Annotated in this window: 23 protein-coding genes, 1 pseudogene and 1 riboswitch; of the genes and pseudogenes, 6 read left to right on the top strand and 18 right to left on the bottom strand. The window is 38.8% G+C overall.

The window, feature by feature from the left end; translation table 11 throughout:
• Position 1: 1 nt before the first annotated feature.
• Both ACPT8O_RS00860 and ACPT8O_RS00865 read left to right on the top strand, forming a co-directional pair.
• A complete protein-coding gene (locus ACPT8O_RS00860) occupies positions 2–1,345 on the top strand; it encodes a TIGR00366 family protein (protein WP_005652362.1) in 1,344 nt (447 codons plus the stop codon).
• Between the two features lie 14 nt (positions 1,346–1,359).
• Positions 1,360–2,541, top strand: coding sequence for an acetyl-CoA C-acetyltransferase (locus ACPT8O_RS00865; protein WP_021034696.1), 1,182 nt, complete (start codon positions 1,360–1,362; stop codon positions 2,539–2,541).
• 94 nt (positions 2,542–2,635) lie between these two features.
• Here the strand turns inward: ACPT8O_RS00865 and ftsX are convergent, their stop codons facing one another.
• Genes ftsX through ftsY form a run of 3 tightly spaced genes read right to left on the bottom strand, consistent with a single transcriptional unit; the run spans position 2,636 to position 5,470 of the window.
• Positions 2,636–3,568, bottom strand: coding sequence for a permease-like cell division protein FtsX (ftsX, locus tag ACPT8O_RS00870; protein WP_021034695.1), 933 nt, complete (start codon positions 3,566–3,568; stop codon positions 2,636–2,638).
• A gap of 9 nt (positions 3,569–3,577) precedes the next feature.
• On the bottom strand, positions 3,578–4,234 hold the full coding sequence (ftsE, locus tag ACPT8O_RS00875; protein WP_005635730.1) for a cell division ATP-binding protein FtsE: 657 nt from the start codon (positions 4,232–4,234) through the stop codon (positions 3,578–3,580).
• Between the two features lie 18 nt (positions 4,235–4,252).
• The gene (ftsY, locus tag ACPT8O_RS00880; protein ID WP_021034694.1) at positions 4,253–5,470 is read right to left on the bottom strand and encodes a signal recognition particle-docking protein FtsY; all 1,218 of its coding nucleotides are present in this window, start codon (positions 5,468–5,470) and stop codon (positions 4,253–4,255) included.
• Positions 5,471–5,566: 96 nt separating this feature from the next.
• Here ftsY and rsmD point away from each other — a divergent pair, with 96 nt between their 5' ends.
• Together rsmD and trmL are read left to right on the top strand one after the other, a co-directional pair.
• Complete coding sequence (gene rsmD, locus ACPT8O_RS00885) at positions 5,567–6,148, top strand: 16S rRNA (guanine(966)-N(2))-methyltransferase RsmD (protein ID WP_021034693.1); 582 nt, start codon at positions 5,567–5,569, stop codon at positions 6,146–6,148.
• A gap of 10 nt (positions 6,149–6,158) precedes the next feature.
• On the top strand, positions 6,159–6,641 hold the full coding sequence (trmL, locus tag ACPT8O_RS00890) for a tRNA (uridine(34)/cytosine(34)/5-carboxymethylaminomethyluridine(34)-2'-O)-methyltransferase TrmL (protein WP_005655559.1): 483 nt from the start codon (positions 6,159–6,161) through the stop codon (positions 6,639–6,641).
• A gap of 48 nt (positions 6,642–6,689) precedes the next feature.
• Here trmL and ACPT8O_RS00895 read toward each other — a convergent pair whose 3' ends face one another.
• Together ACPT8O_RS00895 and ribB are read right to left on the bottom strand one after the other, a co-directional pair.
• A complete protein-coding gene (locus ACPT8O_RS00895) occupies positions 6,690–7,460 on the bottom strand; it encodes a glycosyltransferase family 25 protein (RefSeq protein WP_041175274.1) in 771 nt (256 codons plus the stop codon).
• A 94-nt stretch (positions 7,461–7,554) separates the two neighbouring features.
• Entirely contained in the window at positions 7,555–8,202 is a 648-nt protein-coding gene (ribB, locus tag ACPT8O_RS00900; RefSeq protein ID WP_021034691.1) for a 3,4-dihydroxy-2-butanone-4-phosphate synthase, read from the bottom strand.
• A gap of 88 nt (positions 8,203–8,290) precedes the next feature.
• A riboswitch (FMN riboswitch) is annotated at positions 8,291–8,468 on the bottom strand.
• Between ribB and nadR the strand changes: the two are divergent.
• Together nadR and ACPT8O_RS00910 are read left to right on the top strand one after the other, a co-directional pair.
• Positions 8,445–9,686 (top strand): annotated as a pseudogene (gene nadR, locus ACPT8O_RS00905) (multifunctional transcriptional regulator/nicotinamide-nucleotide adenylyltransferase/ribosylnicotinamide kinase NadR); the annotation flags it as partial. It overlaps the preceding riboswitch by 24 nt.
• Positions 9,683–10,363: a metallophosphoesterase family protein gene (locus tag ACPT8O_RS00910; protein ID WP_021034689.1), complete on the top strand. Its 681-nt coding sequence runs from the start codon at positions 9,683–9,685 to the stop codon at positions 10,361–10,363. The pseudogene nadR and the gene ACPT8O_RS00910, both read left to right, overlap by 4 nt.
• A 61-nt stretch (positions 10,364–10,424) precedes the next feature.
• On the opposite strand, the gene ACPT8O_RS00915 is transcribed toward ACPT8O_RS00910, so the two are convergent.
• The 13 genes from ACPT8O_RS00915 to ACPT8O_RS00975 form a co-directional block, all read right to left on the bottom strand.
• Entirely contained in the window at positions 10,425–12,095 is a 1,671-nt protein-coding gene (locus ACPT8O_RS00915) for a fructose-specific PTS transporter subunit EIIC (RefSeq protein ID WP_021034688.1), read from the bottom strand.
• Between the two features lies 1 nt (position 12,096).
• Positions 12,097–13,038 carry a 1-phosphofructokinase gene (gene fruK / locus ACPT8O_RS00920; protein ID WP_021034687.1) on the bottom strand — a complete coding sequence of 314 codons (942 nt, stop codon included), beginning with the start codon at positions 13,036–13,038 and terminating at the stop codon, positions 12,097–12,099.
• Position 13,039: 1 nt separating this feature from the next.
• Complete coding sequence (gene fruB, locus ACPT8O_RS00925) at positions 13,040–14,539, bottom strand: fused PTS fructose transporter subunit IIA/HPr protein (RefSeq protein WP_021034686.1); 1,500 nt, start codon at positions 14,537–14,539, stop codon at positions 13,040–13,042.
• A 71-nt stretch (positions 14,540–14,610) separates the two neighbouring features.
• Complete coding sequence (locus ACPT8O_RS00930; protein ID WP_021034685.1) at positions 14,611–15,141, bottom strand: hypothetical protein; 531 nt, start codon at positions 15,139–15,141, stop codon at positions 14,611–14,613.
• 95 nt (positions 15,142–15,236) lie between these two features.
• Positions 15,237–15,515, bottom strand: a complete 279-nt coding sequence (vapD, locus tag ACPT8O_RS00935; RefSeq protein WP_021034684.1) for a virulence-associated protein VapD — start codon at positions 15,513–15,515, stop codon at positions 15,237–15,239.
• 8 nt (positions 15,516–15,523) lie between these two features.
• On the bottom strand, positions 15,524–15,715 hold the full coding sequence (locus ACPT8O_RS00940; RefSeq protein ID WP_012055040.1) for a DUF5397 family protein: 192 nt from the start codon (positions 15,713–15,715) through the stop codon (positions 15,524–15,526).
• Positions 15,716–15,785: 70 nt separating this feature from the next.
• Positions 15,786–17,084, bottom strand: coding sequence for a hemolysin family protein (locus ACPT8O_RS00945; protein WP_021034683.1), 1,299 nt, complete (start codon positions 17,082–17,084; stop codon positions 15,786–15,788).
• Positions 17,085–17,134: 50 nt separating this feature from the next.
• Positions 17,135–17,659: a DUF1523 family protein gene (locus tag ACPT8O_RS00950; RefSeq protein ID WP_005669286.1), complete on the bottom strand. Its 525-nt coding sequence runs from the start codon at positions 17,657–17,659 to the stop codon at positions 17,135–17,137.
• 26 nt (positions 17,660–17,685) lie between these two features.
• Positions 17,686–18,468, bottom strand: a complete 783-nt coding sequence (locus ACPT8O_RS00955; RefSeq protein ID WP_021034682.1) for a YchF/TatD family DNA exonuclease — start codon at positions 18,466–18,468, stop codon at positions 17,686–17,688.
• Between the two features lie 35 nt (positions 18,469–18,503).
• Complete coding sequence (locus tag ACPT8O_RS00960; protein WP_021034681.1) at positions 18,504–19,484, bottom strand: DNA polymerase III subunit delta'; 981 nt, start codon at positions 19,482–19,484, stop codon at positions 18,504–18,506.
• Positions 19,481–20,113 carry a dTMP kinase gene (gene tmk, locus ACPT8O_RS00965; RefSeq protein WP_041175393.1) on the bottom strand — a complete coding sequence of 211 codons (633 nt, stop codon included), beginning with the start codon at positions 20,111–20,113 and terminating at the stop codon, positions 19,481–19,483. The genes ACPT8O_RS00960 and tmk overlap by 4 nt, the downstream gene beginning before the upstream one ends.
• 16 nt (positions 20,114–20,129) lie before the next feature.
• The gene (mltG, locus tag ACPT8O_RS00970; protein WP_021034679.1) at positions 20,130–21,173 is read right to left on the bottom strand and encodes an endolytic transglycosylase MltG; all 1,044 of its coding nucleotides are present in this window, start codon (positions 21,171–21,173) and stop codon (positions 20,130–20,132) included.
• A 69-nt stretch (positions 21,174–21,242) separates the two neighbouring features.
• Positions 21,243–22,178 (bottom strand): peptidylprolyl isomerase, encoded by a 936-nt coding sequence (locus ACPT8O_RS00975; RefSeq protein WP_041175272.1) that lies wholly within the window; start codon positions 22,176–22,178, stop codon positions 21,243–21,245.
• Positions 22,179–22,222 lie beyond the last annotated feature (44 nt).

The following is a 22,222-nucleotide window of genomic DNA, read 5'->3' on the forward strand; positions in this document are numbered from 1 at the left end:
TATGATTAGTCGCGTTTCTCGTTTTATGACGACATTCGTCAGTAAATACCTGCCAGACCCACTTATTTTTGCCGTGTTACTCACCTTTGTCACATTCATTTGTGCTTGGGGATTAACCGATAGTACACCTGTTGATTTAGTTAATATGTGGGGTAATGGCTTTTGGAATTTACTTGGTTTTGGTATGCAAATGGCATTAATTGTCGTAACTGGTAATGCTCTTGCAACCTCACCACAAATTCGTAAGTTTCTTTCTACAATCGCTTCAATAGCAAAAACACCAGCACAAGGTGTTGTCTTAGTTACGTTTATGGGTTCAATTGCCTGTATCATTAACTGGGGCTTCGGTTTGGTCGTTGGTGCGATGTTTGCAAAAGAAGTCGCACGGAGAATAAAAGGCAGTGACTACGCCTTACTGATTGCCTGCGCCTATATTGCATTTATGACATGGGGTGGAGGTTTTTCAGGCTCAATGCCACTTTTAGCCGCAACACCAGGCAACCCAGTTGCTCATTTAATGGTGAGCGAAAGCAACCCACAAGGTATTATTCCTGCAGTTAGTACGCTTTTCTCTGGGTACAATATTTTTATCACGTTAAGTTTAGTCATTTGCTTGCCTTTCATTACCTATATGATGATGCCCAAAAATGGCGAAGCAAAAAGTATTGATCCAAAACTTATTGCGCCCGATCCAACATTTGATAAAAAATTGGATAAAGATGCAACACTTGCTGAAAAAATGGAAGAAAGCCGCTTCTTAGCCTATACAATCGGGGCATTAGGATATAGTTACCTCGGTATGTATTTCTACAAAAACGGATTCAATCTCACAATTAATAATGTAAACCTTATTTTCTTAATCACAGGAATTGTGCTTCATGGCTCGCCAATGGCCTATATGCGAGCAATTATTAATGCCACACGAAGCACAGCAGGGATCTTAGTGCAATTCCCATTCTATGCGGGTGTGCAACTAATGATGGAGCATTCAGGCTTAGGTGGTTTAATCACCGAATTCTTTATCAATGTTGCTAACAAAGATTCTTTCCCATTATTAACCTTCTTTAGTTCTGCCTTTATTAACTTTGCAGTGCCTTCTGGTGGCGGTCACTGGGTCATCCAAGGACCATTTGTTATCCCTGCTGCTCAAGCATTAGGTGCAGATCTAGGTAAGTCTACAATGGCAATTGCCTATGGTGAGCAGTGGATGAACATGGCTCAGCCATTTTGGGCATTACCAGCACTGGGTATCGCAGGGCTTGGCGTGAGAGATATTATGGGCTTCTGCATGACCGCACTTATCTTCACCGCACCAATTTTTATTATTGGTTTATATTTCTTATAGAAAAGGAGTTAAAAATGGAAAATGTTGTTATTATTAGTGCAGTTAGAACACCGATCGGCAGCTTTAATGGTGCATTATCTTCCGTAAGTGCGGTTGATTTAGGTGCAATTGTGATACAAGAAGCCATCAAACGTGCCAATATTGAAAGTGCATTAGTTAATGAAGTCATCATGGGAAACGTATTACAAGCAGGACTAGGGCAAAATCCAGCCCGTCAAGCAGCATTAAAAGCAGGAATAGAGAAAGAAATCCCTTCTTTAACAATCAATAAAGTATGTGGATCTGGTCTAAAAAGTGTCGCATTAGGTGCACAGTCTATTATCAGTGGTGATGCTGATATTGTTGTTGTGGGTGGCATGGAAAATATGAGCCAAGCACCTTATCTTTTAGATAGCAAAGTACGACAAGGCGTCAAAATGGGTAATCTCACATTAAGGGACACAATGATTGAAGACGGACTAACTTGTGCTAGCAATCACTATCATATGGGGATTACTGCCGAAAATATTGCAGAACAATATGGCATTAGCCGCCAAGCACAAGATGAACTCGCATTACGTTCACAAACCTTAGCATCTCAAGCCGTGCAATTAGGTGTATTTGATAAGGAAATTGTCCCTGTTATGGTAAAAACTCGCAAAGGAGACATTATTGTTTCACGAGACGAGTATCCTAAAGCAGATACCACAGCTGAAGGTTTAGCTAAATTAAAACCTGCTTTCAAAAAAGAGGGTACTGTCACCGCAGGTAACGCTTCTGGCATTAATGATGGTGCTGCAGCACTTATTTTAGTTAGCGAAAGCAAAGCTCATGCACTTGGATTAAAAGCCATTGCAAAAATTAGAAGCTATGCCAGCGGTGGGGTAGATCCATCTGTTATGGGATTAGGTCCAGTTCCAGCAACGCAAAAAGCATTGAAAAAAGCAGGAATAAATCTTGATGATATCGATCTGATAGAAGCAAATGAAGCCTTTGCCTCACAATTCTTAGGTGTTGGCAAAGATCTCAATTTGGATATGAATAAAACCAATATTCATGGTGGAGCTATCGCACTTGGGCATCCAATCGGCGCGAGTGGTGCAAGGATTTTAGTAACGTTATTGCACAATCTTATCGAAAAAGATAAAAAACTTGGGCTTGCTACACTTTGTATTGGCGGTGGTCAAGGTATTTCTATGATTGTAGAACGCTTATAACCATTTACTTCCTAAACTACAACAGCGAAATATTTCACTTCTAACTAAAAAAGCGAATTTCTTTTAAGAAATTCGCTTTTCTTTTGATATCCAATTATTCTTTCCTCTCCATCATCGCAATATGCCTTGTCGCGGCAATCCACGCCCCAACATAGCCCATAATTAAACAGCACACTAATAGGAATATAAATTCGCCAACGCCTAATCCATTCAAACTGAATTGGACGGCAAAAATATCCGTTACATATTTCACTGCAGAGGTAAAATAGCTGATAATAAAACTACTAAAAATTGCAGCGGCTAATCCACCTAATACAGCATAAATCATCCCTGTATAAAGGTAAGGACGGAGAATAAATTGATCTGTTGCACCAAGCAATTTCATCACATCAATACTTGATCGGCTACTATACACATCAGAGCGGATACTGTTACCAATAACCAAGAATACCGCTATCGCCATTAATACAGTGCAGAAAATTGCCACATGGGCGATTAACCAAGAAAGTGCGGTTAATTTTTCCATCCAATCGTTATCCAAGCGAACTTCTTGTACCCCTTTGATTTTATTTAAATTGGTACGTAACTCATCACGTTTTTCTGACACATTAAATTCGCTCGTCGGTTTTACCATCACGACCGCAGGTAATGGATTATCATCTAAAATTTCCAATTCTTCTCCAAAGCCAGACCAGCTTTTAAATTCCCTCAAGCTTTCTTGGCGAGAAACATAATTAAGGGATTCCACCCCTTCTTGCTGACGAATTTTCTCTACCACTAAATTCGCATCTTCTTCACTTAAATTTTTGTGAAGATAAATCGTCAATTCACTTTCAGGATAAAATTGAGTGGTCGCTAAATGTAAATTTTTCCACATTAAATAGCTCACGGTTGGGATCGTCAGAGAAACAGCAATCACCAAAATCGTGAGCAGCGTGCCAAATTTACGTTGCCATAAATCCGCCCATACTGCACGCAAAGTATAGGCTGTTTGAACAAAAAAGGATGCATCCGTTGGTCGGCTCATGATTATTCCTTAATAACGTAAATAACCTTGTTCAAGCACAAGACAAGGTTTTGGTTTTTGTTGAATTAAATTAATGTCGTGAGTAGCAATTAACACGGTCATTCCGAGGCGATTAAATTCTTCAAACAAATTAAAAATGCCTAAAGAAAGTTCATCGTCTAAATTACCCGTTGGTTCATCTGCTAGTAAGAGCTGAGGTTTATGCACAATCGCACGCGCGATATCAACGCGTTGCTGCTCACCGCCAGAAATTTGTGGTGGCAAATAGTGTGCTTTATTACGCAATCCTACACGATCTAAAGATGCCATAGCACGTGTATGCGCATCTTTTGGATGCATACCTGCAATAATCAATGGCAATGCCACATTTTCCACCACCGTACGATCTGTTAATAAACGATAATCTTGGTGAACCATACCGATTTGGCGACGCAGAAATGGAATTTCATATTTTGACAAGCGAGTAATATCGTGTCCGTTAAACCAAATTTGACCCGCGTTGGCTTTTTCCATTCCCATAATAAGCTTGAGTAATGTACTTTTCCCTGCGCCTGAATGCCCAACTAAGTAAGTCATACTTCCCACTGGAAGATGAAAATTCAAGCCTTGTAACGCTGGCTGCGTTGCACCATGATAGGCTTTAGAAACATTTGAGAACTTAATCACAATTTTTCCTTATTCTTTTTATTCTTCTTCATGAATGAATAATGCTTCAATAAATTCCTTGGCATTAAACTCACGTAAATCTTCAATTTTCTCGCCTACACCGATATAGCGAATAGGCAACTTAAACTGATCGGCTATGGCAAAAATCACACCACCTTTTGCCGTGCCGTCTAATTTTGTGAGTGAAATTCCTGTTAAACCCACAGCTTCATTAAATAATTTCGCTTGGCTAATAGCATTTTGTCCCGTGCCAGCATCCAGCGTAAGCATAATTTCATGTGGCGCAGTTTCGTCATATTTTTTCATAACACGAACAATTTTTTTCAGTTCGTCCATTAAGTTATTTTTATTTTGCAAACGACCCGCCGTATCCGCAATAAGAATATCAATATTGCGTGCAGCCGCTGATTGCATCGCATCAAAAATCACCGATGCAGAATCAGAACCCGTGCTTTGCGCAACAACTGGAATATGATTACGTTCTCCCCAAACTTGAAGCTGCTCAACAGCCGCTGCACGGAAAGTATCGCCCGCCGCAAGCATCACTGATTTTCCTTCAGCCTGAAATTTACGTGCGAGCTTACCAATTGTCGTCGTTTTACCCACACCATTTACGCCCACCATTAAAATCACATAAGGTTTTTTCGTGCTATCAATCTCTAACGGTTGTGCTACTGACTCAAGAATATCCGCCATTTCTACTTTTAATTGCTGATATAAAAGCTCGGCATCTTGTAATTCTTTGCGGCTTGCATGTTCAGTCAAATTTTTGATGATTTTACTTGTTGTCGGCACGCCAATATCCGCAATCAAAAGTTGTTCTTCCAATTCTTCAAACAACTCATCATCAATTTTCTTTCCTAAGAAAAAACTACGAAAACCCGCGCCAATATTTTGTTTAGTTTTCAGTAATCCTTTAACTAAACGACTAAAAAAGCCCCCTTCACTTGGTTTTTCGCGAGTTTCAATTTCAACAACGGGCTGAAGATCATCTTCTAAATTTTTCGCTTTGATGATTTCTTCGACTGGCTCAAGTGCGGTTGAAATTTCCTGTATTTTTTCTTCTTCAACTAAATCATTAGCTTCAAATTTTTCAATAGACGGCTCGACATCTTTAATCTTTTCTTCTGTAATCTTTTCTTCTTCAATTTTCGGCTCAATTTTAGGTTCATCTTGCTTTTTATTACGTCCAAATAACGATGCCCAAAATCCGCCTTTTTTATTTTCTTCAGCCATAAAATGCTCTCTTAACTGTAATCCGATAAAAATGTCGTTTATTCTAGCAAAAAATCGTCTAAACTAAGCACAATTTTCAATAAAAATCGAATCTTTATGAAAAAAATACAAACGCCAAATGCAAAGGGCGAGGTTCGCATTATTGCTGGGCTATGGCGAGGTCGAAAACTTCCAGTATTAAATTCTGAAGGCTTACGCCCAACTGGCGATAGAGTGAAAGAAACGCTTTTTAATTGGTTAATGCCTTATATCCACCAATCTGAATGTTTAGATGGCTTTGCAGGGAGTGGTTCATTAGGTTTTGAAGCACTTTCTCGCCAAGCGAAAAAAGTGATTTTTTTAGAATTAGATAAAACCGTCGCCAATCAATTAAAAAAGAATTTACAAACGCTCAAATGCTCATCAGAACAGGCTGAAGTGATTAATCAAAGTAGTTTGGATTTTCTAAAACAGCCACAAAATCAACCGCACTTTGATGTGGTGTTTTTAGATCCTCCCTTTCATTTTAATTTAGCAGAACAAGCAATTAACTTGCTTTGTGAAAATAATTGGCTAAAACCCAATGCGTTAATTTACGTAGAAACAGAGAAAGACAAACCGCTCATCACACCAGAAAACTGGACGTTATTGAAAGAAAAAACGACAGGAATGGTGAGTTATCGTTTATATCAGAATTAGAGAGAAAATTATGTTAGATATCGTTTTATATGAACCAGAAATTCCCCAAAATACGGGTAACATTATCCGCCTTTGTGCCAATACAGGATTTCGCTTGCACTTAATTGAACCCCTAGGTTTCACTTGGGATGATAAACGCTTACGCCGCTCAGGTTTGGATTATCACGAATTTGCGGAAATCAAACGTCACAAGACTTTTGAAGCCTTTTTAGAAAGCGAAAAACCCAAGCGTCTCTTTGCACTCACAACAAAAGGCAGTCCAGCACATAGCCAAGTAAAATTTGAACTTGGGGATTATTTAATGTTTGGCCCAGAAACTCGTGGCATTCCAATGTCAATTTTAAATGAAATGCCGCTGGAACAAAAAATCCGCATTCCAATGACAGCCAATAGCCGCAGTATGAACTTGTCTAATTCGGTTGCAGTAACGGTTTATGAAGCTTGGCGACAATTAGGCTATAAAGGTGCGGTAAATTTACCAGAAGTAAAATAAACAAAAAAGTGCGGTTAAAATTTAATAAGATTTTTAACCGCACTTTTGTTATTTAAATGGAACTTGTTTTCCGAACATTTTTCTTTTTACTCGTCCAAATTCGTTTTTGATTTTTTCTAAAATAGAGAACTTGCGTTGATTTCCGTGTACTCTAGCTCGTCCTTCTTTTAAACTACTTTCAAAATGATTCTCTGGATGCAACACAAAATCTTGAACGCAAATACCGGGGGAAAGTTGTACTATTTTATAATCTTTCAAATGTAAAAAATCCTCAAAAACAAGGGAATCAACTGCTACATCAAGTGGTTTATTTTTTACTAATTCAAGTAAATATTTAGCCCCTTTCGCTGTAACAGTATATCCCGCACATCCTGATTGTTTCACTGTCATAGGATAAATATTTCTATTGCATTTTACAGATTGTGGCTGTTTAAAGAACATTTTGCCATTTGCTTCTAATTTTAAGACATGAATATCATCAGAAATATAATCAATTTCTAATAATTCTTTAGCATTTTCTCCGAGATGAATATCATCTTCAAAGATATTGATATAGTTTAAATTATTTTCTAATGCTAAATCCCATAAAACAATATGGCTTAATGCGCAACCAATTTCTTCATCCGATAACTTGGCTTTAGGAGAACGATCTAATGTAATATTGAATTTTTTAGCAGTTTCTTCAATAATTTCGGGCGTGATAGCATCAAAAAATACGAAAGGAATATTCTGCTTACCGAATTCTTCTGTAATATGTTTTCGGCGTTTTTGTTCAGTAGTTAAACTAATGACATAATTGTGCTGTACTGTACTGTACATAAAAGTTACCAAAATAAATAAAAAGATGGAATGATATAATATAACAAGTGCAGTGAAAATCATAGAAATTTTAACCGCACTTTTCTCTCTAAAATTAAATATTATGTGCTAAACGATATTCAACCAAATCTTCAATGGTAAGCACAGAATAACCAAATTTCTTTGCAAATTCTACAATATCGGGGGTGCGAGCCATTGTGCCGTCATCATTCGTGATTTCACAAATCACACCTGCTTCTTTAAATCCTGCCAGACGAGCTAAATCAACGGAAGCTTCAGTGTGTCCGCGGCGAGTAAGTACGCCACCATTTGCTGCACGAAGTGGAAATATATGACCAGGACGATGCAAATCTGTTGGAAGTGCATTATCAGCAATCGCCGTTTGAATAGTTGTGACTCTGTCTGCGGCAGATACACCTGTAGAAACACCTTTCGCGGCTTCGATCGTCACCGTAAAAGCCGTTTTGTTTACGCTATTATTGTGTTCTACCATTGGCGGTAAATCGAGTTGTTGGCAACGTTCATCGGTAATACATAAACAAACAATGCCACTGCCATAACGAATTAATTTTGCCATTTGTTCTGGCGTGATTGTTTCTGCTGGGAAAATTAAATCGCCTTCATTTTCACGATCTTCATCATCTAAAACTAATACGCCATTTCCCTTTTTGAAGGCATTAATTGCGTTAAGTACGCGTTCTTCAGCGGTATTGCCGAATGGAGATAAAATTGACTGATTCATAGTAATTTCCTAATTTGAGATTTCAATTAAATACCAGAATCAGGGCTGAGAAATGCAAATAAAATGAACGATTTGGGAACCCAATTCGTTTTATTCTCTTTCATCCAGACTTTACTGTCGGCTTTGGAATTTCACCAAATCTGCTGACTTTAAAAATGAATGTCAGGGCAATTTCGCAGAAAAAACTTGCCTGAAATTGACCGCACTTTTAAACGCTCGTGGGCTTTACCACCGGTAGGGAATTTCGCCCTGCCCTGAGAATGCGCGCTAAGTATAACGCAAAATACCTAGTCACTAAATCAGAACGTGAAAAATATTTTCATTTATCCTACAATAAACACACTCAATTCTTACGCTATCAAGAGCAGATTATGTCAAAAGCAAAAGAGAAAAAAGTCGGTGTCATTTTCGGGAAATTTTATCCCGTACACACAGGCCATATAAATATGATTTATGAAGCGTTCAGTAAAGTGGATGAACTGCACGTTATCGTGTGTAGTGATACGGAGCGCGATTTGAAATTGTTTTACGATAGTAAAATGAAACGTATGCCAACCGTACAGGATCGTTTGCGTTGGATGCAGCAAATTTTCAAATATCAAAAAAATCAGATTTTTATTCATCATTTGGTTGAAGACGGTATTCCAAGTTATCCAAATGGCTGGCAATCTTGGAGTGAAGCGGTTAAAACCCTATTTCATGAAAAACATTTTGAACCTTCAATCGTATTTAGTAGCGAACCTCAAGATAAAGCACCTTACGAGAAATACTTAGGTTTAGAAGTTTCGTTAGTCGATCCTGACCGCACTTTCTTTAATGTGTCCGCCACTAAAATTCGTACGACACCATTCCAATATTGGAAATTTATTCCGAAAGAAGTTCGTCCTTTCTTTGCCAAAACGGTAGCGATTTTAGGAGGAGAGAGCAGTGGTAAAAGCGTGCTTGTGAATAAATTAGCCGCCGTATTTAATACCACTTCCGCGTGGGAATACGGACGTGAATTTGTATTTGAAAAGCTAGGTGGCAATGAGCAGGCCATGCAATATTCTGATTATCCGCAAATGGCTCTTGGTCATCAACGATACATTGATTATGCAGTTCGCCATGCACATAAAATTGCATTTATTGATACGGATTTCATCACTACGCAAGCGTTCTGTATTCAATATGAAGGAAAAGCCCACCCATTTTTAGACTCAATGATTAAAGAATATCCTTTCGATGTCACTATTTTGCTTAAAAATAATACTGAATGGGTGGATGATGGCTTGCGTAGCTTAGGTTCACAAAAGCAACGCCAACAATTTCAACAACTACTCAAAAAACTGTTAGATAAATATAAAGTTCCTTACATAGAGATTGAATCGCCAAGTTATCTTGAACGTTATAACCAAGTTAAAGCCGTCATTGAGAAAGTGTTAAATGAAGAAGAAATCAGTGAATTACAAAACACAACTTTTCCTATAAAGGGGATATCTCAATGATTTTATTTGCTGGAGATCCGCACGGAAGCTATGATCACATTTACCCTTTTATAAAAGAACAGGAAAATGTCGCACTGATAATTTTAGGCGATTTACAGCTCACGACAGCAGATGAATTGGATAAACTCGCACAACATTGTGATATTTGGTTTATTCATGGTAATCATGATAGCAAAACCATTAGTGCTTTTGATTCAATTTGGGGTTCTGAGTGGCAATCACGTAATTTACACAATCGCGTAGTTGATATTCAAGGAACCCGCATTGCGGGATTAGGCGGTGTATTCCGCGGGCAAATCTGGATTCCGCCAAATCGCCCCATGTTTTTTGATCCTATTCATTATTGTCAATATAGTCCACAAGAGAAAATCTGGCGAGGCGGTGTGCCTTTGCGTCATCGCACGTCAATTTTTCCATCAGATATTGAAATCTTAGAAAACCAACAAGCGGATGTGTTGATTTGTCACGAAGCTCCTAAGCCACATCCGATGGGTTTCCAAGTAATTAATGATTTGGCAATGAAGATGGGGGTTAAGCAAGTATTCCACGGACATCATCACGAAAACTTTACTTATCGAACAAACTATCCCTACAAAATCACAAATGTAGGTTTCCGCAGTCTTGCTGATGCCGAAGGAAATTATTTACTACAAACCATCGATGATCGTGAAAAATAAATCTATTCCAAAATAAAAGCCGATTCAAATGAATCGGCTTTTTTACATTCAAAGTGCGGTATTATTCCGCATTGTTTTTCGATTTAATGACAGCGTAAACTACACCTGTTGATAAAGCACCAATCGCAATTGCACCAAGATATTTCAACGGCTCAGATACAAATGGAATGACAAATAATCCGCCGTGCGGAGCTTGTAATGTAATATTTAATCCCATTGAAATCGCACCAGCCACCGCACCACCAATCACTGAGCTAATAATGACACGAATTGGATCTGCTGCCACAAATGGTAATGCGCCTTCAGAAATAAAGCATAAACCAAGGACAAATGATGCTTTCCCTGCATCGCGTTGGCTAACTGTGAATTTATTGCGAGCAATCCAAGTCGCAACTGCCATACCAATTGGTGGAACCATACCTGCTGCCATTGCCGCAGCCATTGGCGTATAAACTTGGGAAGCAATCAATCCAACCGAAAAAGTGTACGCTGCTTTATTTACCGGTCCGCCCATATCGATACACATCATTGCACCGATAATTGCGCCTAACACAATCGCATTCACTTCGCCCATTGAAGTAAGCCAATTACTTAGCTCTTTCATAATTTCAGCCACTGGTGGATTGATGAGATAAATCATCGTCAAACCAACAATCATCGAACCTAAGAGCGGTAAAATTAAAATCGGTTTTAATGAAGTCAAGCTTGCTGGCAATCGAATAATCACATTCAGCCCTTTCACCACATAGCCGGCTAAAAAACCAGCAATAATACCGCCAAGAATCCCAGCGCCCGCTTCACTTGCCAACATCCCAGCAATCAAACCAACTGCAAGCCCTGGACGATCAGCGATAGAAAATGCAACGTAACCAGCAAACACGGCTATCATTAATTTAAACGCCACACCTCCGCCGATATTCATCAACATATCGGGAAGATCTTGAAAAACTCCTGTATTTTCAATTACGTTAAAACTGAACATAAAGGAAATCGCGATCAACAACCCTCCAGCAACCACTAACGGTAACATATGAGAAACACCAGTCATTAAGTGTTTATACACACCTTTTTTCTCACGGCTTTCTTCTTTCGATTCCGAATTATTTCCACCATCAAAAATTTTGGCTTCTTTAAATGCTTTATCAAATTCTTGCTCGGTTTTCTTCAAGGCTAATCCTGTTGAAGTGCGGTACATGGGTTTACCTTTAAATTTATCTAAAGGCACATCAATATCTGCTGCAACAAATACCAAATCAGCCGCCGCGACTTCTTCTACAGTAATTTCATTACCAGCCCCAACTTGACCACGGGTTTCAACTTTTACATTCCAACCTTGCTTTTTCGCATAGGCTTCAATCGCTTCGGCTGACATAAACGTATGCGCAACGCCTGTCGGACAAGCGGTTACCGCAACAATATTTTTTACACCAGAAACACCTGTAAAACTCACCGCACTTTTCGGTGCAACATAACCAGCTCCATTCGCTAAGGCATTTGCCAGCGTGACTTCAGGAGAAATCATGGCGATAGCTTCACCGATAATAAAGACTTTTTTACCAACTAAAGCAGGGTTATTTGGTAATACAGAACCAAATACGAGAACAAGATCTGCTTCGGCTGGTGTTTCTACAATAGAGACATTCGCTTTTTGCGCAGCCGCTCGAAAAACTTCATGTAATAAATAGGCTTTCGCATCGCCTACATTAGCTGATTGGGTTAAAAATAACTTCATACTATCCTTCAATCATCGTTATTTGTACTTTTTCTAAAATGAGGTCAAGTAAACTCAAATCACTCACACCGACATTACTTTGAGACACTGCAAAAGCGGACACAGCCGTAGCAAAAGCTAAGGTTTCAGCTTTCGATAAACCTTTTTCAAAACCATAGATTAAGCCTGCTACCATTGAATCCCCTGCCCCAACGGTACTCACTACATTTTCACATTTTGGTGGTTCTGCTTTGAGCGAGCCTTCATTATTAATCCATAAAGAACCTTCTGCGCCCATTGAAATAATCACGTTTTCAATGCCTTCCGCTTTGAGTTGCTGTGCAGCGGCAATAATTTCCTCAAGACTCTTTAATGGATGACCAACCCAAGCCTCAAGTTCTCGATGATTGGGTTTTACTAGCCAAGGTTTCGCTTTTAATCCAGCGGTGAGCGCAGCATTGCTACTATCAAGCACAACTTTTACGCCAGCTTGATGAAGCTGATGCAACCAATCAGCAAACAATTCAGGAGACACACCTCGAGGTAAACTGCCACACACTGCGACAATGTCATAATTTAAACAATAAGCCAAAGAATCCGTCACAAATTGTTGCCAAACTTGTGGGCTTATTTGATATCCCAAGAAATTTAAATCTGTCACATCCGCTTCAGTCTCGGTAATTTTTACATTGATGCGCGTTTTGCCATCAACTCGGTGGAATTTATCTTCCAAACCGTGCTGATTAAACATTTGCTCGAAATCAGCTGAATTATCCTCGCCCAAGAAACCACCTACTGCAACATCAACGCCTAAATCTTTTAGTACTTTTGCAACATTAATGCCTTTTCCAGCAGGAAATAAACCAAGAGTTTCTACGGTATTTACTTCGCCAAGTTGAATACGATTTAAACGCCCGACTAAATCATAAGCGGTATTTAAGGTAATTGTTACGACGCTTGCCATACTATTCCCCTAAACCCGATTCGATCACAGCACCGATTCCGTCAATAGCTTGTTGCGCTTCATCGCCCGTCGCAACAAAACGTAAACGTGTCCCTTTCACTACGCCTAATGCCACAATTTTCATCAAGCTTTTAGCACTGACTAATTGAGAATTACGATCAAGATTTTGAACTGCTACGGAAGCATTATATTTCTTCACTTCGTTTACCAATATCGCACTTGGGCGAGCGTGCAAACCTTGCTCATTTTTAATCACAAATACGGCTTCAATGGCATTTGCCGGCAAATTATCATCTTCTGTTACCGCAGGTGTGTGAATTTGATCGCCCATAATCTCAATAGCATCGGGTTCAGACGGTGGCACTGCCGAAACATTCTCGCCCAAGCCATTGGCTATCGCTTTGCCCAATGATTCAATCGCTTGTTTGGCATCTTCTCCTTCAGCCACAAAACGTAAGCGATGTCCTTGCGTTACACCGAGTGCAACAATCTTCATTAAGCTTTTTGCACTGACGACTTCACTTTCACGAGTAAGATTTTGCACAGTAATTTTAGAAGTGAATTTTTTCACTTCATTAACCAAATTTGCACTTGGACGAGCATGTAAACCGTGTTCATTACGAATTGTAAAAGTTCCTACAACAGCACCTTCTACGGATTGAGTTTTAACATCACACGCTAAACCCAAAAGTGCGGTCAAAATTTCTGTTGAATTGCCATTGAGCAAGGTTGTTTGAACCTCATCATCTAATAAACGCGCTAAAGTTGGATTAATTTGATCACTGACAGCTGCAACAGTTATCACGCCTTTTACGGCTTTGCCATTGTGGCTAAAGATCGTTTTGGCACGACTAAATGCTAAGGCATTTTTCACATTTCCTACGACAGAATCCGTTACCCATAATCCTTTGCCAAGCGGTAATGCCGCATTATTAATCACTTCAGAAATAAAGCGATTTTCTACCGCACTTTGCACCTGTAATTGACCCGCATTAATCGCGACTAAAGTTAATAAACTTTGGGTATCTACGTCTAAACTGATATTGGCAGCAGGAATTTCAAATGGCTCAATTTTCTCGCCCATTAAAATCGTGCGAAATTCAGCAATATCAGTTATTTTTGCTAATTTCGCTGCGGTATCTTCATCGCTCAAAACCTGAGTAAGTTGGCGTAACAAAGACAAATGTTCATCAGATCGCGCCGCAATACCAATCACGACATAAGCAATATTTCCCTCGCCCCATTCTATGCCTTGAGGAAATTGAAACACTTGCACGCCCGTTTTCTTTACCATCGAACGAGTATCCAAGGTGCCGTGAGGAATCGCGATACCATTGCCTAAAAAGGTAGAGGTTTGCAACTCACGCACTAACATTCCTTGCAAATAACCATTTTCCACATTGTCTGCTTGAACTAATGCGGACGCTGTCATTTCAATTGCTTGTTGTTTATCAGCTGCGTTAGCATTTAAATGAATGTTGCTTTCCGAAAGTTCTAACATTCTTGCTCCTTAATAATTTAAAAAGAAAGCTGCGGATGAAACAAATCGACCAGCAGCTTATTGAAAAACAATTATTTAGATGTACAGGCTTTCAGCAGCACTTCACTACCTTGCACAATATATTCATCATTTTCTCCGCGCTCTTCGCCTTTTTGTAAATCACGCATCGCATCATAAATACCTTGCGCCATACTTTGCGAATCCACTTTTTCCCAACAATTTGCACTCAAACGTTTAAGATTAGCTTGCAATGCTTCCGCATGTAACACACCGCTATAATAAGCATATACATCAGAATCATGACCGCCTGTATAAAGTTTATCCTGAATTTGTTTCACAGGAACTAAAATACGACCTAAATACCAGTCATTCGCACCACTTGCAAAATTATCTACAAAGAAATTTTCATTCACACGACCTTTATATGTCGCCACAGTCGCTTCATAAGCTGCTGCATAGGATTTCTGATCGATTTTATCTTTATCTAAATCAATCACTTTTTTATCATCCCCCATAAATGGAACATAATTAGTAATAGACGACCAAGAAGAACAACCTGCCAACATTAACGTAAAAAATAAAACAGAGATTTTTTTAAACATAGTCATACCTAATTGAGAACCAATAAAAACGCAGCCATTATACTGGCTGCGTGGGATTAAGCAAGGAAGCCTATAAGCCCCATTTAAACAAATGCTTAACTTCGTATAAAGTCAGTGAAGTCAGACCATTGCTCAATACGAAAAGCACGAATATCTCGTACCGACTGAGAAATCCACGCCAACTGTTTTAGTTCATTCATTGCCTGAAAAAGGTTTGCCATATCTTCATTTGTATTGGTATATAAACTTCCTTGTGTTCTAACAAAACCAAATTTTGCTAAAACCGCACCAATGTCTGTATAAGCCTGCTGAACACCTTTTGGATGATAATCTTGAGTGTCTTTTACAACTAAATCAAAAGCAATCGCGTACATAGTTTTCCTTATTCAGCTTCGGGATCTTCAAGTAAGTGAGATAAGCGATAAATATCTTTTTCTCCAGATTGTAACAATGTGATATTTACCAACGCATCGCCATCTGGCAAAAATTCCGCAACCTCGCCAACCACATAAGGCACGCCAAATTGCCCAAATTGCTTAATACAGCCTGTTGGAATTTGTTGTCTTAGTTCCATATTTAACCTCATATTTTTATGGTTTTATAACATAATTTTGTAGAGAAATGGATAAAAATTTACCGCACTTCTACTCCTGCTCTTTTACTAAAGACACCAAAATTTGATCGATTTTAAAGTTTTCTGTATCTATCACTTCAAACTTGTATTTTCCGTAAACCACAGAATCGGTCTTTTTCGGGATTTTACGTAACATATACATCATAAAACCACTGATGGTCTCGTAGTTTTCTTCATCGGGAAAATAAGCAATATCTAACACTCGAGTAACCTCTTCTAATGGCGTTGCACCATCAATCAGCCATGAGTTTTCATCACGGCTCACAATATATTCTTCTTCGTTAGAAACCAATTCCCCCATAACAATACTCATCACATCATTTAGCGTAACAATACCCACTACAAGGGCATATTCATTCACAATAATGGCAAAATCTTCGCCAGTAGATTTAAACAATTCCAACACTTCGTAAAGAGAAAGCGTATCAGGCACAAATAAGGCTTTACGGAGTAGTTTGGGATCAGTCAGCAACACATTTTCATTTTGCAAATACAGTGTGAGCAAAGTATGGGATTCGATATAACCTAAGATTTTATCAAGGCCATTGTCACAAATCACAATTTTAGAATGAGAATTACGAGAAAGCGTATCCATGACTTCTTGGCGAGAAAAAGTGCGGTCTAAATATACGATGTTTTCACGGGTTGTCATGGTGGAAGTTACTGTACGGGCTTGCATATCGAAAATGTTTTCGATCAAATAATGCTCTTGAGTTTTCAACACACCAGCTTCTGCGCCTGCTTCAACTACGGCGAAAATATCTTCAGAGGTCATGCCATCTTCACGCACAGTAGAAATGCGAAATAGACGAAAAAAGGCATTAGCAAGCGTATCAAATAACCACACAAGCGGTTTAAACACATACATACTAAAATTCATAATACCCACAACGCGCAACGCCACCATTTCAGGATAAGTAATAGCAATACGTTTTGGAATAAGATCAGCAAATAAAATAAACAAACAAGTCACTAATATAAAAGCGATTGTAGAGGCGGTTGGTTCAATCCAACTTCCTTCAAAAGAACGATTTAAAATATCTGCAATGTAAGGACTTAGCGCACTTTCGCCAATTCCCCCACCCAAAATCGCCACCATATTCAACAAAATTTGAACCACCGTAATAAAACGACCGGGATGTTCTTGTAATTTAAGCACTTGAAGCGCACGCACGTCACCTTCATTTGCAAGAGATTGCAATTTTAACTTGCGAGAACTCGCCAGAGAAATTTCAGCAGAAGAAACAACTGCGCTACTTAAAATTAAAGCCACAATTGCCAAAATAGTATGAAATAATTCCATAATCATTACTCAAAAATATAAAAGAAAACGACCGCACTTTGCGGCCGTTTGGGATATTACTTGTCGCTGTCAAACCAGCCGCGAATAAATTGAATAGACAAAAATAATGTCGCCAGCAAGAATACATATAAAATCCACGAAACAATCGGATTGCTTGGTGTATCATCAGCAGTAATTTCTTTAATTGAGGTTGCATTACGATATTCATCTATCATCGTAATACGCCAACCATAGTATTTAATTTGCACAAGTTTGTTGTCATTACCCAAAGCCTGCGCTTCAGCCTGTAAATTGGCTGATCCAAATTTGAAGTAGAACGGGAAACCCCAACGTGTATCTTCATTGCGATACACCATAATTTTGCCATCATCATTTTGCGTATTGATGTAATACACATCACGTGTTGGGCTATCAGCTGGATTCGATTTTGTGATTGGCCCATCTTTATCAACACGTTTTACTTCTACGCCAGTAACACGCGTCACATCATAATGGGGGAACACATAATTCACCACAGAAAACATAAAACCGTGGAATAAAAAAACAACAATAAATAAGAAATATTTAAAAAACTTTCGCATACTTTTCCCTTGTCAGAACTGTTCATTTATTCTACACGAATTTTAAATAAACGCTCGAAATTTTTTGTAGTGATTTGAGCAAACGCCTCTGCAGAAACGCCTTTTAGGGTTGCCACGTATTCACAGACTTCTCTCGTATAAGCTGGTTGATTTTCTTTTCCTCGATAAGGCACTGGCGCAAGATAAGGCGAATCCGTTTCCACCAATAAGCGATCCATTGGCACATAACGAATAACCTCACGAATCGCTTCGGCATTTTTAAAGGTTACAATACCAGAACAAGAAATGTAAAAACCTAAATCCAACGCTTTTTTCGCAAATTCCATGGTTTCCGTAAAACAATGAATAACGCCACCGCACTTTTCAGCATGGTGCTGGCGTAACATTGCAATGGTGTCATCGCCTGCCGAACGTGTATGAATAATTACAGGTTTATCTAATTGGTTTGCAATATCGATTTGGCTACCAAACACCGCTTGTTGTGCCGCTTTATTGTCTGAGCTGTAATAATAATCTAATCCAATTTCGCCAATCGCAATCACTTTCGGATCTTGCACCAAACGCAATAAGCGTTCTGCGTCATAAGGTTCTTCTTCAAAATCAAGGGGATGCACACCACAAGCAAGGGAGACATTATTAAATTCGCGTAAAGAGTCATAAGCCTGCTCAAAGCGGCTTAAGGTCACACCAATGGCAAGCAAATGTTTCACATCACGTGCGCACGCTTTTTCCACCACATCTGCGATATTTTTGTGTAAATTTTCATAATCCAACGCATCTAAATGACAGTGGGAATCAACAATAAACATAATTATTTTCCTAATTTGTACCTTGGGTAAATTAATTAACCCTTAAACACTTCTGTAACTAATCGCGTCAAGCCATCTAATAGCATTAATTCAACATTCACACCATTAATCGTCAGCAAATCTGACCGCACTTTTTGCATAATTTTGATTGCTTGTAATAAACCAAGAGCAGTTTGCTCATCGCTGAATTGTTCAATACCACGCCCGAGATCAGCCACTTGTCGATAGCTATCAATTTCAAGTTTATGTTTTAAACAATCGGAAAGAAAAGCCAAGATCCAATCCACTTGCTGAACATAACGTTCTTTATCAAACAACGGAAGCAATTCCAATGGCGAACGTCGGCGATAAAAAACCCAAAATTGACGTAAGAAGTTTTTACGCTGTTCAATCAGCCCTTGTTGTAACGTTTCTAAGGCTAAAAGCGGTCGCCCAAGATTCATCGCAAGTGCGGTCAAAATTTCCTGATTTTCAGCCGCACTTTCTGATTTCAACCAATCAACAGCCATTTGTTCATTAGGCACGGACAGATTCCACACTTGACATCGACTGTAAATAGTTGCCAACAAACTTGCCGAACTATCCGCTTGAAGTAAAAAATAAGTATTTGGACGAGGCTCTTCCAATGTTTTCAATAACGCATTGGCAGCTGCTTCCGTTAAACGTTCAGCTCCTTGCACATACACCACTTTATTGCCGTTTTGTTGTGCATGTTGAGCAACAATTTCATTAATGTCGCGTACTTGATCAACGCCAATATCCTTACCGTCAATCGGGCTTAACTCGTGATAATCAGGATGACTATGGGCTTGCATTAAATGACAAGAATGGCATTGATCACAAGGTTTATCGCCTTGAGCCACACACATTATTTTCTGTGTAAGTGTATCAAATAAACTTTCCACACCTAAACCAAAATCCGCTTTAATCAGCACAGCATGATGCCCCAAACCCTCGTCAAAGGTTTGAGCAATTTGATGATAAATTGGCATTAGCCAAGGATAAAGTGCGGTCATTTTTTGTTTGATTTCCACCAATTTTTTACCGCACTTTCGATATCAGCTTGAACAAGTTCAATAGTCTGCTCTGCATTAATTACGACTGCTTTTGGATTATCTTTTACTAATGCTAAATAGCGTGCTCGAGTGCGGTGGAAAAAATCTAAATCCATTTGCTCAATACGGTCTAACTCGCCACGTCCACGAGCTCGCGCTAAACCGACAATCGGATCTATATCCAAATAAATTGTGAGATCTGGCTCAAAATTGCCTAATACAGTTTCTTTCAAAGTAAGCATAAAATGCGGATCTAATTCGCGCCCACCACCTTGATATGCCTGAGATGACATATCGTGACGATCGCCCACCACCCATTTTCCTTGCATTAAAGCAGGCTTAATCACATTTTCTACTAACTGAATACGTGCTGCATAAAGCATTAATAACTCTGCTTTATCTGTCACGGGTTCTTCGGTTTCATGTTTAATTAGATGGCGTAATTTCTCTGCCAATGGCGTTCCACCCGGTTCTCGAGTAAACACCACATCTTTAATCCCCAGTTCATGCAAAACTTGCACAACAGACTGATGAGCGGAACTTTTCCCCGCGCCTTCCAAACCTTCAATAACAATAAATTTTCCTTTCATATTTTCTTCCGCACTTTTATTTGGCATTTTTCTGGCTGCGATACCAACGTAAATATTCTTGTACCGCTTTATTATGTTCATTCAAATTTCGGGTAAATTTATGCCCACCAGAACCATCTGCCACAAAATAATAAAAATCTGTTTTTTCTGGATGCGCAACAGCCTGTAACGAACTTTCACTTGGCATAGCAATTGGCGTTGGTGGCAATCCATCAATCACATACGTATTATAAGGCGTTGGCATTTCTAGATCTTTTTTGCGAATATTACCATTGTAATTTTCGCCCATACCATAAATTACCGTTGGATCCGTTTGTAATTTCATTTTTGCTTTTAAGCGGTTGATAAATACAGATGCCACTTTTGCTCGCTCAGCAGCCACGCCCGTTTCTTTTTCTACGATAGACGCTAGAATCAACATTTCATAAGGATTGGCTAAAGGTAAATCCTCGTTACGCTCGTTCCAAGCCTTATTTAACGCCTTTTTCATTCGCTCGGCAGAACGTTTCAACAAGTCCAAATCCGTAGATTTCGGGGTATAATTATAAGTATCAGGATAAAGCCAACCTTCCACATTTTTTAGTTCAAGATTTCTACCAACATCTGGCAAATCAAGTAATGTGAAAATTTCTTCGTTACTTTTATATTTCAAGGTTTGCACCAAGTGCGGTGCATTTTCAAGATCTTTTCGCCAATCTTTAAAGGTTTTTCCTTCAATCCATTTTACATTGAACTGCACTTCCTTACCTGAATTAAGCAAATCCAACAAATCTTGCACAGTTTTAACGTTCTCAAGAGAATAAGTCCCTACTTTTATTTTATTTAACTCAGGTTTCAACTTCAGCAAATAAGGCAATAATTTCCCGTCATCAATTAACTTTTCTTGCTCAAAAAGTGCGGCTAATTTTAAACCTGTTGTGCCACGTTCAATAGTTAAAAGTTGATCTGCCTGCGCATTTACTGGTGTTTTCACAAATTCAGTCATTTTGTAATAAGCAAAACTCGCCACGCCCGCTAAAATCAAAATTAAAAGTAAAATCGCAATTAAAAATTTCTTCATAGGGTATAAGAAAGAGAAAATAAAAAACAACAAAAGGGGCAATTAAGCCCCTTTATTTTTGATACTTTGTTATTTATTAAAATACTGAATATTCGCTCTTTTACGCAATGCTTTGACCCAATCGTTCGTCGCATCTTGTAATTGAGTATTTACTAAACGTTCATATGCTTTTTGTGTGTAGGCTTCTGATGTAAGATCGCCATCACGTGTGCCAGTTACTTCCAAAATATGCCAACCAAACTCAGTTTTAAATGGTGCAGAAATCACACCTTGTTTACTTTTTACGACGGTTTGCGCAAACTGTGGCGCGTAAGTTTCTGGGAACGCATAACCTAAACTACCGCCATTCGCCCCCGATAAATAATCTTTAGAATATTTTAAAGCCGCATCTGCAAAAGTTGTTTTACCTGTAATAATATCAGAACGAATTTTAGCTAATTGTTTTTTTGCTTGAGCATCATTTAACAATGGATTAAGTTTTAACAAAATATGGCGAACTTCATATTCTTTACCTGTAACTTTTTGTGCCGTACCCTTTTCTTTCGCTTCTTCTAACATTTTTTGACCGAGTGCGACAACTTCTTCACGCGTCACATCAATGCTTTCTTGAATAGCTTTGTTGCGTACAGCCCCCATCATCATTTGATTGGCAATTTGCTGACGAAATGCATTTAATGAAATACCTTGATAATCCAGTGCATCCAAAAATTGACCATAAGTTAAGCCATTTCTAGCTGCGGTGTCTTCCACAATATGATCAATTTCACGAGGATCAATTTTGACTCCCGATTCTTGAATTGCTTTCTGCACTAAAATATCATCAATAATTTTATCAATCGCACTTTGGCGATCGCCTTTTTTACCCATATTCGCACGTACTTGACTTTCTAATACAGGAATACCATCCACTGTCGCTACGACACGTTCCTCCGCTTGTGCCATAGAAACGAAAGCGACACATCCCAAAGCAGCCAATAAAAAAGATCTTAAAACAAATTTTTTCATTTTCATCTCATCCAAAAAGAGTCAATAACGTTGGTTAGAGTAAC

Source organism: Haemophilus sp. HN_Hi08, from assembly GCF_049824455.1.
In the GTDB taxonomy this organism is placed as follows: Bacteria; Pseudomonadota; Gammaproteobacteria; order Enterobacterales; family Pasteurellaceae; genus Haemophilus; species Haemophilus influenzae_D.